General features: G+C 41.9%; 17 protein-coding genes. 13 read left to right on the forward strand and 4 right to left on the reverse strand.

What is annotated here, in order from left to right:
* Positions 1–84 precede the first annotated feature (84 nt).
* The 9 genes from mutY (at position 85) to nikC (ending at position 9,632) form a co-directional block, all read left to right on the forward strand.
* Positions 85–1,152 carry an A/G-specific adenine glycosylase gene (gene mutY, locus P5G49_RS13000; RefSeq protein ID WP_301244389.1) on the forward strand — a complete coding sequence of 356 codons (1,068 nt, stop codon included), beginning with the start codon at positions 85–87 and terminating at the stop codon, positions 1,150–1,152.
* Positions 1,153–1,197: 45 nt separating this feature from the next.
* Entirely contained in the window at positions 1,198–1,404 is a 207-nt protein-coding gene (locus tag P5G49_RS13005; RefSeq protein ID WP_301244391.1) for a gamma-type small acid-soluble spore protein, read from the forward strand.
* Positions 1,405–1,550: 146 nt separating this feature from the next.
* The gene (gene ntdP / locus P5G49_RS13010; RefSeq protein ID WP_301244393.1) at positions 1,551–2,096 is read left to right on the forward strand and encodes a nucleoside tri-diphosphate phosphatase; all 546 of its coding nucleotides are present in this window, start codon (positions 1,551–1,553) and stop codon (positions 2,094–2,096) included.
* Between the two features lie 63 nt (positions 2,097–2,159).
* Positions 2,160–3,905, forward strand: coding sequence for an ABC transporter ATP-binding protein (locus tag P5G49_RS13015; protein WP_301244395.1), 1,746 nt, complete (start codon positions 2,160–2,162; stop codon positions 3,903–3,905).
* Between the two features lie 153 nt (positions 3,906–4,058).
* Positions 4,059–5,081, forward strand: a complete 1,023-nt coding sequence (locus P5G49_RS13020; protein WP_301244397.1) for an ABC transporter ATP-binding protein — start codon at positions 4,059–4,061, stop codon at positions 5,079–5,081.
* Positions 5,053–6,066 carry an ABC transporter ATP-binding protein gene (locus tag P5G49_RS13025; protein ID WP_301244398.1) on the forward strand — a complete coding sequence of 338 codons (1,014 nt, stop codon included), beginning with the start codon at positions 5,053–5,055 and terminating at the stop codon, positions 6,064–6,066. The genes P5G49_RS13020 and P5G49_RS13025 overlap by 29 nt, the downstream gene beginning before the upstream one ends.
* Positions 6,063–7,643 carry an ABC transporter substrate-binding protein gene (locus tag P5G49_RS13030; protein WP_301244399.1) on the forward strand — a complete coding sequence of 527 codons (1,581 nt, stop codon included), beginning with the start codon at positions 6,063–6,065 and terminating at the stop codon, positions 7,641–7,643. The genes P5G49_RS13025 and P5G49_RS13030 overlap by 4 nt, the downstream gene beginning before the upstream one ends.
* 70 nt (positions 7,644–7,713) lie before the next feature.
* Positions 7,714–8,718, forward strand: a complete 1,005-nt coding sequence (locus tag P5G49_RS13035; protein WP_301244401.1) for an ABC transporter permease — start codon at positions 7,714–7,716, stop codon at positions 8,716–8,718.
* Between the two features lie 17 nt (positions 8,719–8,735).
* Positions 8,736–9,632 (forward strand): nickel transporter permease, encoded by an 897-nt coding sequence (gene nikC, locus P5G49_RS13040; RefSeq protein ID WP_301244403.1) that lies wholly within the window; start codon positions 8,736–8,738, stop codon positions 9,630–9,632.
* 37 nt (positions 9,633–9,669) lie between these two features.
* On the opposite strand, the gene P5G49_RS13045 is transcribed toward nikC, so the two are convergent.
* The gene (locus P5G49_RS13045) at positions 9,670–10,752 is read right to left on the reverse strand and encodes an FUSC family protein (protein WP_301244405.1); all 1,083 of its coding nucleotides are present in this window, start codon (positions 10,750–10,752) and stop codon (positions 9,670–9,672) included.
* 73 nt (positions 10,753–10,825) lie between these two features.
* Complete coding sequence (locus P5G49_RS13050) at positions 10,826–12,130, reverse strand: glutamate-1-semialdehyde 2,1-aminomutase (protein ID WP_301244407.1); 1,305 nt, start codon at positions 12,128–12,130, stop codon at positions 10,826–10,828.
* A gap of 128 nt (positions 12,131–12,258) precedes the next feature.
* Between P5G49_RS13050 and bcp the strand changes: the two genes are divergently transcribed.
* The 3 genes from bcp (at position 12,259) to perR (ending at position 14,225) form a co-directional block, all read left to right on the forward strand.
* Positions 12,259–12,735 (forward strand): thioredoxin-dependent thiol peroxidase, encoded by a 477-nt coding sequence (gene bcp, locus P5G49_RS13055; protein ID WP_301244409.1) that lies wholly within the window; start codon positions 12,259–12,261, stop codon positions 12,733–12,735.
* Positions 12,736–12,752: 17 nt separating this feature from the next.
* Entirely contained in the window at positions 12,753–13,697 is a 945-nt protein-coding gene (locus tag P5G49_RS13060; RefSeq protein ID WP_301244432.1) for a D-2-hydroxyacid dehydrogenase, read from the forward strand.
* Positions 13,698–13,799: 102 nt separating this feature from the next.
* The gene (gene perR, locus P5G49_RS13065; RefSeq protein ID WP_301244411.1) at positions 13,800–14,225 is read left to right on the forward strand and encodes a peroxide-responsive transcriptional repressor PerR; all 426 of its coding nucleotides are present in this window, start codon (positions 13,800–13,802) and stop codon (positions 14,223–14,225) included.
* Positions 14,226–14,289: 64 nt separating this feature from the next.
* On the opposite strand, the gene P5G49_RS13070 is transcribed toward perR, so the two are convergent.
* Positions 14,290–14,658 carry a YgzB family protein gene (locus P5G49_RS13070; RefSeq protein ID WP_301244413.1) on the reverse strand — a complete coding sequence of 123 codons (369 nt, stop codon included), beginning with the start codon at positions 14,656–14,658 and terminating at the stop codon, positions 14,290–14,292.
* A 116-nt stretch (positions 14,659–14,774) separates the two neighbouring features.
* Between P5G49_RS13070 and P5G49_RS13075 the strand changes: the two genes are divergently transcribed.
* Complete coding sequence (locus tag P5G49_RS13075) at positions 14,775–15,653, forward strand: nucleotidyltransferase-like protein (RefSeq protein WP_301244415.1); 879 nt, start codon at positions 14,775–14,777, stop codon at positions 15,651–15,653.
* Positions 15,654–15,767: 114 nt separating this feature from the next.
* Here the strand turns inward: P5G49_RS13075 and P5G49_RS13080 are convergent.
* On the reverse strand, positions 15,768–15,989 hold a 222-nt coding region (locus P5G49_RS13080; RefSeq protein WP_301244417.1), incomplete at its 5' end, for a hypothetical protein.

Below are 15,989 nucleotides of genomic sequence, written 5' to 3' on the forward strand. Positions count from 1 at the left end.
TGGATGTGGAATGTTTTAACTATCTTTATTTATTATATACCCTATTTTTCATTAACGAAAAGCATATGCAATATGGAGGATTTCATGCAACTGTTTGAACGGAAATCAGAATTTAGAAGTGCATTAATTACATGGTATTTAAGAGAGAAAAGGGATCTGCCTTGGAGAAGGACAGATAATCCCTATTATATATGGGTTTCAGAGGTTATGTTGCAGCAAACCCGTGTCGATACTGTAATCCCGTATTATGAACGGTTTATCGAAAAATTTCCGTCGCTTGCCGATTTGGCTGTTGCCAAGGAAGAAGATGTACTTAAGATGTGGGAAGGCTTGGGCTATTATTCACGAGTGAAAAACCTCCAGTCAGGAGTACGGGAAGTTGTAGAGAAATATGGAAGTGAAATACCAAAGAACCGAAAAGAGATATCGAAGTTAAAAGGTGTCGGTCCTTATACTGCTGGGGCTGTTCTTAGTATTGCTTTCGGAGTTCCCGAACATGCAGTGGACGGGAATGTGATGCGGGTTCTTTCACGTCTTCTTCTTATAGAGGATGATATAGCAATTCCACGTAATCGAAAAATCTTTGAAGAAGTCGTAATGGAATTGATCGACGAAAAGGATCCATCTTCATTCAATCAGGCTTTAATGGAGTTAGGCGCGACGATTTGTACACCGAAACCAAGATGTCTTCTTTGCCCAGTTCGAGATTTTTGCCATGCATTTCACGAAGGACGACAAGAGAAATTGCCTGTAAAATCCAAAAAGACGAAAGTGAAGACCATTCCGTTAACTGCCTTTGCTGTAAGGAATTCTGAAGGGAAATGGCTTATGAAGCAACGGCCATCTACAGGCTTACTAGCGGATATGTGGGAATTCCCGATGATTGAAATTACCGGAACGGCAAAACCTGAGGAAATTTTGAAGTTGAATATAGGGATTAAACTTAAAAGCATTGATCCGCTGATCCAATTCAAACACGTCTTTTCCCATCTCATCTGGGAAGTGGAAGCGTATTTGGCGCTAACAAAAGACGGAGCACCAGTTGGATATAGCTTTTTTTCTGCAACAGAAGTTGATGCACTGCCGAAAGCGGTGCCGGTTTTAAAGATTTGGGATCAGCTCAAAAAAACAGAAAAAAATACCAAAGGATAAAAAAAACCGTATTGCATATCATATTGGTCACGGAGGTGAAAATCCATGCCAAACAAAAATCAGCAAAACTTCGGTAAACAAGCGCCACAAGCTTCATTCACAAACGCAAACAAAGTGAAGCAGCAAATCATGTCTGAAGAGTTTGGATCTGAGACTGACGTGAACGAAGTACGTAAGCAAAACCAACAGTCTGAAATGAACAAGACTAACACATCTGGTGGTGCTTTCGGTTCGGAAAATCAGTCTAAATAATGGATTTACATCTCTAAAAGCCGGCAGCGAAAGCTGCCGGCTTTTAAATTGTCTTGACAGTTAAGCTAAATCGTTTCAAATTTATACCTTCAATTGGTATAATATACGAATATTGAGTTTTGTGAAATTTAAAGGTGGTTTTTTTGATGACAATACCTAAAGAAGGAGAAACGATACAAGTACACAGTTATAAACATGACGGAAACATTCATCGTGTCTGGCAGGAAACGACCGTCTTGAAAGGAACACGCAATATTGTGATTGGTGCAAATGAAAGGACGCTTGTAACGGAAGCGGACGGTAGAACATGGTTGACTCGAGAGCCGTCCATCTGCTATTTCCATGCCGAACATTGGTTCAATATAATTTGCATGCTTCGTGAAGATGGGGTTTACTATTATGTCAATATGAGTTCGCCGTTCGTCTATGATCATCATTCATTGAAATACATTGATTATGATTTGGACGTTAAGGTGTTTCCTGATATGAGCTATCTGATCCTTGATGAGGATGAATATGCTGAACATAAAAAGAAGATGAATTACCCGGAAGTGATCGATCAAATATTAAAACGCAACCTTGATAAGCTGCTTATGTGGATTAAACAGCGCAAAGGCCCATTTGCACCCGATTTTATTGAAGTCTGGACTTCAAGGTATCGGTTCTATAAACAGGTTAAAAAGAGTGATTAATGAAAGCCTGTCTGCATCCACATGCAGTAAGGCTTTTTATAATGCTTTTTAGGGGGGAAGACGTTGGGAGAAAGTATAAAACGTTATCTTAAATTTGTAAAGCCTTATAATTGGCTAATTGTCTTGACTGTTTTAATAGGTATTGTAAAGTTTGCAATTCCATTATTCATCCCGTATCTTATTAAAATTGTCATTGACGATATTATTGGTGCAGAAACGCTCAGCAATGCTGAAAAGACAAAGCAGTTATTCATATGGCTCGGTGGAACGGCGTTAGTCTTTTTCATTATCAGACCGCCTGTCGAGTATTACCGTCAATATTATGCACAATATGTCAGTAATAAAATCCTGTACGATATACGTGAAAATTTGTATTCGCATTTACAGAGATTGGGTCTGCGATTTTATTCCAATACTCGTGCAGGTGAAGTCATTTCCCGTGTGATTAATGATGTTGAGCAGACGAAGAACTTTGTGATGATCGGTCTTATGAATGTATGGTTAGACTTCGCTACAATTATTATCGCAATCATTATTATGCTATCGATGGATGTACCGTTGACGCTTGTTACATTATTAGCATTCCCGTTTTATGCGTATAGTGTGAAGCATTTCTTCGGTAAGCTAAGAACGTTAACAAGAAAAAGATCCCAGGCGCTTGCGGATGTGCAAAGTTATTTGCACGAAAGGGTATCTGGCATTAGCGTCATTAAAAGCTTTGCTCTTGAGGATAAAGAGCAGCAACGTTTTGATGAAACGAATGGGAATTTCCTTGATAAGGCAATTGATCATACAAGATGGAATGCGAAAGCGTTCGCCGTTGTTAACACGATTACAGATGTTGCACCCCTTTTAGTGATTGCCTATGCAGGTTATCAGGTGATAAACGGTCCTTTATCAATTGGTGTAATGGTAGCGTTCATCGCTTATATCGATCGGCTTTATAATCCGCTCCGAAGATTAGTTAATGCGTCTACTTCGTTGACGCAGTCTTTCGCTTCGATGGACCGGGTTTTCGAACTGATGGAAGAGCCTTATGATATTAAGGATAAAGATGGAGCGAAGGCATTACCGCGAATTAATGGGGAAATCCAATTTGAGAATGTTAGTTTCACTTATAGTGAGGAAGACGAGCATGTGCTACGGAATGTTAATTTTACAGTCAAACCGGGTGAGACGGTAGCGCTTGTTGGAATGAGTGGCGGCGGTAAGTCGACAATTGTCAGCTTGATACCACGGTTTTATGACGTAACATCGGGCTCGATTCGAATGGATGGACATGATTTGCGGGATGTCCAACTGAAGTCTTTGCGAGACCAAATCGGAATCGTCTTACAGGATAGCATTCTGTTCAGTGATTCTGTGAAAAGTAACATAATGATGGGGAATCCGGATGCGACGGATGAGGAAGTGATTGCTGCCGCTAAAGCAGCGAATGCCCATGACTTCATCGAATCTTTACCGGATGGATATGAAACGACAGTTGGCGAGCGAGGCGTAAAGCTATCCGGCGGGCAGAAGCAGCGGATTGCCATTGCACGGGTATTTCTAAAGAATCCTCCATTGCTTATACTTGATGAAGCGACGTCTTCTTTGGATTTAGAAAGTGAAGCGCTTATTCAAGAATCTCTTGAACGATTGGCCAGTGATCGGACAACGCTGATCGTTGCCCACAGGTTGTCAACAATCACCCATGCAGACAAGATTTTTGTAATTGACCACGGAGAGTTGAAAGAAGCCGGTAACCATACAGAACTGATGGAGAAAAAAGGCATCTATTATAATCTGTTTCAAGTTCAAACTATATGATAGGTAAAGCTACCGAACATTATCGGTAGCTTTTTTTATGTTTTAAAACTGAAGCGGATTTCGATAAGGCGCATTTTTTGGTCAGTAGATAAATACACTATCTATTGATAGAAAGATTAATTGGGTGTCTTACTATAACGAAAAGGTGATCTGATGAGCCAGCGAAAACGAATTCTTGAAGTTAACGACTTACAAACTACCTTTTTCACGGATTTTAGCGAAATTCCGGCAGTCGATCATATCGATTTTCATCTATTCGATGGAGAAATATTAGGCATTGTAGGGGAGTCGGGATGTGGGAAAAGTGTAACTTCCCTTTCCATAATGGGCCTCATACCCAATCCTCCTGGAAAAATTGTCGGTGGTGAAATCCTATATAATACACGAGATTTAACAGGATTATCGGAAAAAGAAATGAGGGAAATTCGTGGCAATGAAATTGCGATGATATTTCAGGAGCCAATGACTTCACTGAATCCTTTATTCACAATTGGCAATCAGATGGTTGAAGCAATACTGATCCATGAAAAAGATTGGTCTAAGAAAAAGGCGGAAACAAGAGCGATTGAGATATTAAAACTTGTTGGCTTGCCCCGGGCGGATGCGTTAATGAAAGATTATCCTCATCAGTTATCCGGAGGCATGCGACAGAGGGTAATGATTGCGATGGCGCTCGTTTGCAATCCGAAAATATTGATTGCTGATGAGCCAACTACCGCACTTGACGTGACAATCCAGGCACAAATATTAAAGCTGATGAAAGAATTGAATGTCCGTTTAGGGACTGCGATATTATTAATCACCCATGATTTAGGCGTGGTCGCCGAGACTTGCGAAAGGGTTATCGTCATGTACGCGGGACAAATAATCGAAGAGGCGCCGACTAAGCTCATTTTTGAGAATCCGCAACATCCTTATACGCAAGGGCTGATTCAGTCGGTACCGGATATGCGATTTAAAAAGGACCGTCTTTACTCCATTCCGGGAAATGTACCGAAGCCGGGGTCTATCAAGAACGGTTGCAGATTTGCGGAGCGTTGCGAATTTGCATTCGATCGATGCTTGAAAGAAAATCCTGAACTTTACAAGACGGCAGATGTTCATCAAACCCGATGTTTCTTATACGACGATGAAAGGGTGAAGCAGGATGGGCACGAAGCCATTATTGAAAGTTGAAAATCTAAAGAAATACTTCCCGATAAAAAAAGGGTTATTCGGAAAGACCATAGGCTATGTAAAAGCCGTCGATGATCTATCATTTCATGTGAATGAAGGAGAGACACTTGGGATAGTAGGTGAAAGCGGTTGTGGGAAATCGACGACAGGTCGCTTACTGATGCGTTTGTTAGAGCCAACCCAAGGCGTTGTGGAATTTGACGGAAAAGAATTGACCTCTTTATCACATGAAGAGATGAGAATCACACGTCGTGACATACAGATGGTTTTCCAAGACCCTTATGCTTCGTTGAATCCAAGGCATACGATTGGAAAAATACTGGAGGAACCACTTATTGTCCATGGGATTTCAGATTCGAAAGAAAGAAAAAAGAAGGTCTATGAGTTCCTTGAAATTGTCGGTTTGAATGAATATCATGCGAAGCGCTATCCACACCAGTTCAGCGGTGGTCAGAGGCAACGCATCGGAATTGCGCGTGCACTGATGACTAATCCGAAATTGATCATTGCGGATGAACCGGTTTCAGCATTGGACGTTTCCATTCAGGCTCAGGTATTGAACCTCATGCAAGACTTGCAAAAAGAATTTAACCTCACCTATATTTTTATCGCTCATGATCTTGGGGTAGTGCGACATATTAGCGACCGCGTCGCTGTAATGTATTTAGGGAAGATAGTCGAAGTCGCGGGTAGTGAACAGCTTTATGAAAAACCGCTACATCCTTATACACAGGCATTACTTTCGGCTGTCCCCGTACCGGATCCGGATTATCAGAAGGAACAGATCATCATAGAAGGCGACATCCCGAATCCAGCCGACCCGCCCACTGGTTGCACATTCCATACACGTTGCCCTTTCAAAATGGATATTTGTACAAAAGTTACACCTCGACTAAATGAACAGCCTATGGGTCATTCTGTCGCTTGCCATCTTTACGATAGCAAAGTTGACAATGATATAAAACAAATGGAGGGGTCTCTATGAGTAAAAAGAGAATGTGGTCAGTTGCACTGATTTTACTGTTAGTCCTGTCAACTGCACTTGCCGCCTGTGGAAAGGGGAGTTCTAGCAGTAAGGAGGATACATTGGTTTTCGGTCGCGGAGGTGATTCCAAATCACTGGATCCGTCAAGAGTGACCGAAGGAGAGACATTCAAGGTTACAGTCAATCTATTCGAGACATTATTGAATTTTGGGGAGCAAGACACATCAATCCAGCCTGGTCTTGCGAAGGAATGGAATACCGATGACGGCTTAACGTACACATTCAAGTTGCGGGAAGGTGTCAAGTTCCATGACGGAACTGACTTCAATGCAGATGCTGTAGTAGCGAACTTCGAGCGTTGGGCTAATGGGGATGCGGACAAATTCCCTTATTACAACTCGATGTTTGGCGGCTTTAAAGGTGATGAGGGGCATGTCATCGAATCGGTCACGGCGGATGGAGATTATACGGTCATCATCAAGCTGAAACGTACTCAAGCTCCGTTCTTGAAAAATATTGCGATGAGCATGTTCGCCATTGCAAGCCCTACAGCATTTGAAAAGGGTGATGATCAATTTGAAAGAAATCCGGTTGGTACGGGTCCTTTCGAATTTGTTGAATGGAAGCCGAACGATTCAATTACAATTAAAAAATTCGATGGGTATTGGCAGAAAGGGTTACCAAAGTTGAACAAGATCGTATTCAGATCGATTCCAGATAACTCCGCAAGGCTGAATGCATTGATCGCGGGGGAAATCGATCTTGCGGATGGTATCAATCCTTCCGATGCAGAGAAAATCGAGGGGAATGCCGATCTGCAACTGATCAAACGTCCTTCCATGAACGTCGGTTATCTTGGTTTAACGGTAACTCGTCCTCCTTTTGATAAGAAGGAAGTCCGCCAAGCAATGAATCATGCGATCGATAAGGAAACGATCATCAATTCCTTCTTCGAAGGGCAAGCAAACATTGCGAAAAACCCGATGCCGCCATCTATTTCAGGCTATAACGATGACATCGAGCCATATGAATACAATCCTCAAAAGGCGAAGGAGTTATTAGCGAAAGCCGGATACCCGGACGGATTCGAGATGGAACTTTGGGCAATGCCTGTTCCGCGCCCATACATGCCGGACGGAGCGAAAGTGGCGGAGGTTATCCAGAGTAACTTAGCGGATATCGGCATAAAAGCGAAAATTGTATCGTATGAATGGGGAACTTATTTAGACAAGGCAAGCAAAGGGGAAGCGGACGCTTTCATGTTAGGTTGGACTGGGGATAATGGAGACGCGGATAACTTCCTATATGTCCTATTGGATGAAGATAATATCGGCAGCAATAACTACACTTATTTCAAAAATGCTAAAATGCATGATTTGTTCATCCAAGCGCAAACAGAGGTAGATGAAAATAAGCGGGTCGAGCTTTACAAGAAAGCGCAGGAAATCATCCACGAAGAAGCGCCTTGGGTTCCGCTTGCTCACTCGACTCCGCTGTTAGCAGCTACAAAGGATTTGAAGGGTTTCTTACCGCATCCGACAGGATCTGATGTATTGTCGAATGTCGAATTTAAGTGAGGAGTTAAATCTCAAAAAGGGGGGGCATCAGTAGATTTCTCCCCTTTTTCAATTTTGTGAGGTGAAGGTGATGCTCAGCTATATCGGCAGAAGACTAATACAGCTTGTACCCGTGCTACTTGGCATGGTCTTCATTGTATTCATGATGATCCGAGCAATACCCGGGAGTCCGGCCCAAATCATTTTGGGGCAGCAGGCGACACCAGAAGCTATTGCAGCAATGAATGCAAAATTAGGATTAGATCAACCATGGTTTACTCAGTTTTTTAAGTACTTAGCCGGGATTTTACAAGGCGATCTTGGAGAATCCATGCGGACCCGTCTTCCAGTTGCAGATGAAATATGGCCGCACTTGGCTGCGACTATCGAACTCGCATTCTTTGCAATTATTATAGCGATAATCATTGGCATAAATGCTGGGATCATTTCCGCTTGGTTCCAAAACTCATGGTTTGATTACATAGCGATGGTTTTGGCGCTTGTCGGTGTTTCTATGCCAATTTTTTGGTTAGGGTTATTAGGTCAATGGGTGTTTGCGATTGAGTTTTCTTGGCTGCCGACGACGGGAAGGGAGCAGGTAAGAGATCCAGTTCACGCAATTACTAATCTGTATATTATCGACACGCTTTTACAAGGAAGATTCGATCAGCTGTGGCAAGTAATGCGGCATCTAATACTGCCTGGAATTGCGTTGGCGACTATTCCGATGGCTATAATTGCGAGGATGACACGTTCAAGCATGTTGGAAGTGATGCGTTCTGATTATATAAGGACAGCAAGAGCTAAAGGTCAAAAAATGTTTTGGGTCGTTTATAAACATGCGTTCAAAAATGCTGTCATACCGATTTTGACGGTCATTGGTCTTCAAATGGGCATGTTGCTTGGTGGTGCTATTCTCACTGAGACAATCTTTGCTTGGCCAGGCATTGGGAGATACATTTACGATGCAATCAATTTCAGGGATTACCCGGTAATCCAATCAAGCATCCTCGTCATCGCCTTCATATTTGTCATGATTAACTTGATCGTCGATTTGTTATACGGCCTTATCGATTCAAGGATTAAATATGACTAAGGGAGGGGGAATGCGGGATGTCTGAACTAACGCCGAAAATGGACGGAAATATCGAAGTGAAATTAGAAAAGACTGCTGGACCTTGGCGAGAGGCATGGAGAAACTTCAGAAAAAGTAAAGCGGCTGTTGCAGGGATGATTATTATCATTTTTTTCATACTGCTAGCACTATTCGGCCCCCTAATAGCAAAAGAGGGGGTTAACGAACAGTTTGCTCCAGATAGATTTCACCCGCCATCAGCGGAGTACTGGCTTGGAACAGATGACTTTGGAAGAGATATATTGTCCCGTATCATCCATGGTTCAAGAATATCGCTTTCGGTTGGATTTCTATCCGTCATTGCCTCGGTTATCGTAGGTAGCTTCTTGGGAATCATAGCCGGGTATTACGGTAGATGGACGGATACGATCATTTCAAGGATTTTTGATATTATGCTTGCATTTCCCTCGATACTGTTAGCTATCGCGATTGTATCAGTTTTAGGGCCGGGACTTGAAAATGCATTGATTGCCATTGCGATTATTAACGTTCCGAATTTTGGACGGTTGATTCGTTCAAAAGTGCTTAGCATTAAAGAGGACGAGTATATTACGGCAGCAAAAGCGATTGGAATGAAAGATGCCCGTATTTTATTTTCACATATCCTACCTAATTCCATGGCTCCCGTCATCGTTCAAGGAACGCTTGCGGTGGCGACTGCTATCCTTGAAGCCGCGGCTTTGGGTTTTTTAGGATTAGGTGCCGAAGCGCCTCAACCGGAATGGGGGAAAATGTTGGCGGATTCAAAAGCGTATTTACAATCTGCTCCGTGGACAATGATATTCCCTGGACTCTCTATTATGTTGACAGTCTTAGGATTTAACTTAATGGGAGACGGCTTGCGTGATGCTCTGGATCCGAAAATGAAAAGCTGAAAAAACCTCCTTGGGCCATTGTGACCCAAGGAGGTTTTTAAAAGATTTCATTTTGAAGTTCTTTGCTCAGTTCATGTCCATGCCTGCGTGAATTGGAGATGATCAATCGATCGAGATGCTCTAATTGTTCCTCGTAGTTCAACAATGCGGACAGCACATGAAGGAGATGGTATGCGGAAAACTCCTCTTCTTCCTTTGTAATGGCAATTTCTTTTGCGAAAATGTCCATCACTTCTTGGCGTTGGATATACTCCTCGTTTAAGCTCTCAGTCAATTTACCGGATTTTAACTTGCCTACGAATTTCAAATGGATTTGCTCATGATACGTCAATAAAGAATCTAACCGTTCCTGTATCATCATCCGGAAATGTTCCGGCAAGTTAAGCAATTCATTTTCAAATTTATGGAGCCGGGCAAGCACTTCGTAACTACTTTTGGAAGCGGCAATCATCTGTCTGTAAATAACAAGTTTTCGAGCTTTCGCCATTGTATTTCTCTTAAAATAGCTTCGTTCCTCTTTGAATAATGTATAAAGCTGATTAACGTTTGTAAGGCGTTCTTTCAATTTATCCAAAGATTTCTTCGTTGCAATATGTTCAGAAGCTTGCCGCCCCGCAAGTCGGATCCATCGGATGATTTCGTCCTGTGACTGATGGATAGCTTGGAATAGCTTTGTTTCGTATTTGGGTGGCATGAATAACAAGTTTACGATGAATGCTGATAATACTCCGATTACGATCGTCACTAGTCGAAGGGTAGCGAAGGAGAGGAATGCATCTCCTTTGATTTCCATAATTGCAATCATTGTAACGAGCGCAAGTGAAACAGATTTTTCAAGCCCTAATTTCAACATGATCAGAATGATGATGACTGCAGCAAAGCCAACAGTCACGATTTGATGTCCAAATACTAATACAAAAATGATTGCTGTAATGGCTCCAATAAGATTGCCTTGTATTTGCTCCACTATAGTCAAATAAGATCGATAAATGGTAGGTTGAATCGCAAAGATGGCCGCAATTCCTGCGAAAACCGGGTTCGGTAAACTCAATACATCTGCGATAAACAATGCAAAAACGATTGCAATACCCGTTTTAAAAATGCGGGCACCAAGTTTCATGGGATTATCCTTTCTTATAGAGAAATAATATAGTACTCATTTTCCGCAACTTTACCTTAATGGTTCAATTAGGTCAACTGTTTAATTGACGCGCAAGCTCCTTAAAGGATTCATCAACCGCCTCTAATGTATGTTTGATGTCCTCCACTTTATGCGCGATTGTTAGAAACCAAGCTTCATATTTTGAAGGTGCAAGATTAATGCCTCTTTCTAACATTAATTTGAAAAACTTGCCGAAGATTTCTCCATCCGTCTGTTCAGCTTGCTCATAGTTTTCCACTTTCACATCTGTGAAGAACAATGTTATTGCACCACCAAGACGGTTAATCGTTAATGTGATACCGTGTTTTTCAGCGGATTGAAGGATTCCTTCTTCAAGAAGTCCACCTAAACGATCCATCTCTTCATAAATGCCCGGTTGCTGCAATACTTCCAAACAAGCGATGCCTGATAGCATGGACGCAGGGTTTCCAGCCATTGTCCCAGCTTGGTACGCTGGACCTAACGGAGCAACTGTATCCATAATTTCTTTTCTTCCGCCGTAAGCTCCAATTGGCAAACCGCCACCAATAATTTTACCGAAGGCAGTTAAATCGGGAGTCGTGCCTAACATTGTTTGAGCAGCGCCATAGTGGAAACGGAAAGCGGTGATCACTTCATCATAGATGATAAGCGCACCTTTTTCTTTTGCTATTTCGTGAACTAATTCAAGGAATCCTTCATTAGGTTCGACAATGCCGAAATTACCGACGATCGGTTCAACTAAAATACAAGCAAGTTGGTCTCCCCATTTGTCCATAGCCTGTTTGTAACCTTCCGGGTCATTGAAAGGGATGGTGATCACTTCTTGGGCGATGGATGCTGGGACGCCTGCTGAATCGGGAGTGCCTAAAGTAGCGGGACCGGAACCGGCCGCAACTAAAACAAGATCCGAATGCCCGTGATAGCAACCTGCGAACTTCATGACTTTAGTTCTGCCTGTATAGGCTCTCGCAACACGGATTGTTGTCATGACAGCTTCTGTCCCTGAATTGACGAAACGGACCTTGTCCATCGAAGGGATCGCTTCTTTCAACATTTTCGCGAACTTCACTTCATGTGGGGTCGGTGTTCCATATAGGACCCCCGTCGTAGCAGCTTTCGTAATTGCTTCTGCGATATGGGGATGAGCATGTCCCGTTATGATCGGTCCATATGCTCCGAGGTAATCGATGTATTTATTGCCATCGACGTCCCAGAAATAAGCTCCTTGTGCACGCTCCATAACTGTAGGTGCTCCACCACCAACCGCTTTATAACTACGGGAAGGGCTGTTTACCCCTCCTACGATATGTTCACACGCTTCTTGATAGATTTGTTCTGACTTCGTTCTAATCATTTACATTTCCTCCGTTCAAATCACTTACATTACCTATTTTAAACAAAACATTGCCGATACGCCAAAGAAATTGAAACCGGACCAGTAGTCCGGTACGATGGATTTATGAAACAGGGAGGGATTTTACAATGGAAAAGTTGGAAGGTATGCAGGCACCACAATTCACATTACCAAATGAAAAAGGCGAAAAAGTTTCCCTGAGTGATTTCGAGGGGAAGAAATATGTCATTCTTTATTTCTATCCGAAAGACGCGACACCAGGCTGTACAACACAAGCATGTGATTTTAGGGATGCGTTTGAAGACTTCAGCAATTTGAATGCAGTAATCTTAGGAGTCAGCCCCGATAATGAGGCATCCCATCAACGTTTCATAGAAAAACAAGGGCTGCCTTTTTCGTTATTAGTGGATGAAAAGCATGAGGTCGCAGAGAAATATGGTGTTTGGAAATTAAAGAAAATGTTCGGCAAGGAATATATGGGGATTGAGCGTTCCACTTTCCTGATCGATCCAACGGGTACAGTCGTCAAGGAATGGCGGAAAGTGAAAGTGGCAGGCCATATTGACGAAGCACTTGCAACTTTGGAACAGTTGACGAAAGCATAAGAAAGTGGGTGGGGATGATGAATGTATTATTCACTTTTAAGGTTAAAGCCGAGCAGATGGAAAATCTGACGTCAAGATTTCCCGGGGTTCAATTTGAATACAATAATGAAATCGAGGAAGCACAGATTGATGAATTCGAAGTAATCGTTACATACGGAGGGGATATCAGTTCTGCGGTGCTTAAGAAGGCGACATCCCTTAAGTGGCTGATGGTGGCTTCGGCCGGAGTGGAAAAGATGCCCCTATCAGAAATTGCCGAAAGGGGAATTGTCATCAGTAATGTCCGCGGAATCCATAAGACGCCAATGGCCGAATCCGTGATTGGGCATATTTTATCACTTGCCCGGGCATTACCTTCATTATATGAACAACAAAAAAGGAAAGAGTGGAATACGAGAGTCCGGCAGACGGAATTGCGCGGGTCGACAGCAATCATTCTTGGACCAGGAGCAATCGGGTCGGAAATCGGGCGTCTTCTTCAAGCGTTCGGTGTTCGGACAATCGGTTGTAATCATTCCGGTAGACCCGCTGAGAGCATGGATGAAACGATTCAGTTCGATAATCTATTGGAAAGATTACCTGAGGCTGATTATGTCATTTCCATTTTACCAAGTACAGCAGAAACAAAGTACCTATTAGATGAAAGATATTTTATGGCAATGAAACCGACCGCCACATTCATGAATTTTGGTAGAGGGGATTTAGTGAAGGAATCCATTCTGATAGAAGCTTTGAAAAATGGCGAGATAGGGCATGCTGTACTGGACGTCTATGAAAAGGAACCATTGGAAGCTGAAAGTGAGCTTTGGAATTTATCGAATGTGACGATTTCTCCGCATGTATCCAGCCATTCTGGGAAGTATATTGAAAGAGCATTGGAGTTTTTCACTGAGAACCTGGAAAAGTGGCAAAATGGTAATGTTGAATTAACGAATTTGGTTGATCCGGAAAAAGGCTATTAAAGTGGTGGAGTGTACCTTCCTGATTGACAAAACAGCTCCTTCTTCAGTAAACTAATTATAATGATTATAAAGAAGTAATCTTTATGGATTGGAGTGTTGGCGATGTCTGAAGTGTTTTTGAAAGACGCGCTTGTCACATTGAAGGAAAGTGGTGTTCGAATTACACCACAGAGGCATGCTATTTTAGAGTTTCTTATTTCTTCTGAGCAGCATCCTACAGCAGATGAAATATATAAAGCACTTGAGGCTGATTTTCCGAATATGAGTGTCGCGACTGTTTATAATAATCTACGGGTTTTCCGGAATGCAGGACTTGTTAAGGAACTTACTTACGGTGATTCATCAAGCCGTTTCGATTTTGTGACACATGATCATTATCATATTATTTGCGACGTTTGCGGAAGAATTGTTGACTTCCACCATCCTGGATTGGAGGAAGTAGAACATCTTGCTTCCCATGTTACTGGATTTAAAGTCAATTCCCATCGTCTTGAAGTATATGGTACATGTCCAGAATGTGCATCTTGAATGTACAATGGTCAAAAAACAAATAGAAAAACCGGTTCCCACTATAAAAAGGAACCGGTTTTTCTTATTTATTTACTGTTTTCTTGTTTTTAGTAGGACGGTTATACGCTTCATCAAATTCCTTGCCTTCAAGTGTGGGGTCCAACGTCAACGGCTCCCTGCAATGTCCGCACATATCGACACGACCAAGCATTTTAGTCGACTTACCGCAATTCGGACAAACAATTTGCACGGCCCTTGTTGACAAAGTACCGATCCAGGCATAAACAACTGTACTGCCGATAATAGCAAGAAGTCCAAGAATCATGAAAATCAGCATGATGATCTCATTCTGTCTGAAGAAAATCCCAAGATACATTATAATAACCCCAAGGAATATAAGGGATAATGCAAATGAACGGATCCGGTTTATTTTATTCTTATAAGGTTTCATTCTTTATCCTCCTTAAGTAGTTCCTCAATCAATATAGCATAAAATCCATATACATCATATTTTGGTGAAGGATTTTTAAGAAGTGCCGTCGAAGAAATAGATGTGGAGGTGTCAATATGGAACAAGTTCTTAGACCAATTTATCAGGAACGAGCAAGCTCACCCGAAACGTTAGGTGTTATTTTAGTAGAAAAAAGAGGCACGGGAGATCCAATAACAGACACATTTGACGAAATCATGTTGATCATAACTTCGAATGATGAAACCCCTATATATACTAAACACTACACAGATGGAAGCGGAAAAGCGGCAATGCATGTAATCAGCGAAAAGCAACTGAGAAAATGGCTTCTATTAGGTACAAGGAGAAAAGTGGTCGACTGGCTGTTCTATGGGAAAGTTTTTTTCGATCGCAATGAATTTGTTGAGGGTTTAAAGAAGGAGTTAAGAGAGTACCCGTTCTATGGACGGAAATTAAAAATGGGGATTGAACTTTCACGTTTAGTCAGAGTGTATATGGAAGGGAAAATGTTTTTCGAACAGCTCAACTATATGGATTCCTATCACCATGCAATCCAATCCCTTCATCATCTTGCGAGATTGACTGTAATTGAAAAGGGTTATGCACCCGAGGTCACCGTTTGGACTCAAGTCAAAAAGATCGATCCTGCAATCTATAAATTGTATGAGGAACTGATCATGAGCGAGGAACCGATTGAAAAAAGACTGGAACTTCTTTTCCTTGCAAGTGAGTTTTTTATCCATAATCGGACATTTGATGGAGCGCGACATATTATGGGTGTCATGTCCGAGAAGGAGACGTGGACGATACAGGAACTTCATGAACATGAGGAATTACGGATGTACTCGATTAATCTTGAAGTCCTGATTGAATTTTTGATTGAAAAAGGTTTTATTCAGATAGTGGAAAGTGAATCGAAAAATGAGTATGTCTTCCATAGAGACTACAGTGTAGGGCTTAAACAAGCGGATTAGGACGATTTATTCGTCCTTTTCATTTTTAGTGTTGACATTCTGAAATGACCCATGCTATTATAGTAAACGTCGCTGAGGGAGTTAGTTACCAAGCTTCGAAAAGAGCTGAAAAAACTAATTCAAAAAAGTGCTTGACTCTAAAACTTTAACATGGTAGATTAGAGAAGTCGCTTTTACAAGGACAAACAATGAACCTTGAAAACTGAACAGCAAAACGTCAACAAATAAAGTTCTGGAGCCGACCCTGTCGGTGAAAGGAACAAAACGAATCTTCGGATTCGAAATTGACATCTTAAATGATGCCAGCAAGAAACTCGAGCTATTCGAATTTCTCTT

The organism is Sporosarcina highlanderae, from assembly GCF_030433715.1.
In the GTDB taxonomy this organism is placed as follows: domain Bacteria; phylum Bacillota; class Bacilli; order Bacillales_A; family Planococcaceae; genus Sporosarcina; species Sporosarcina highlanderae.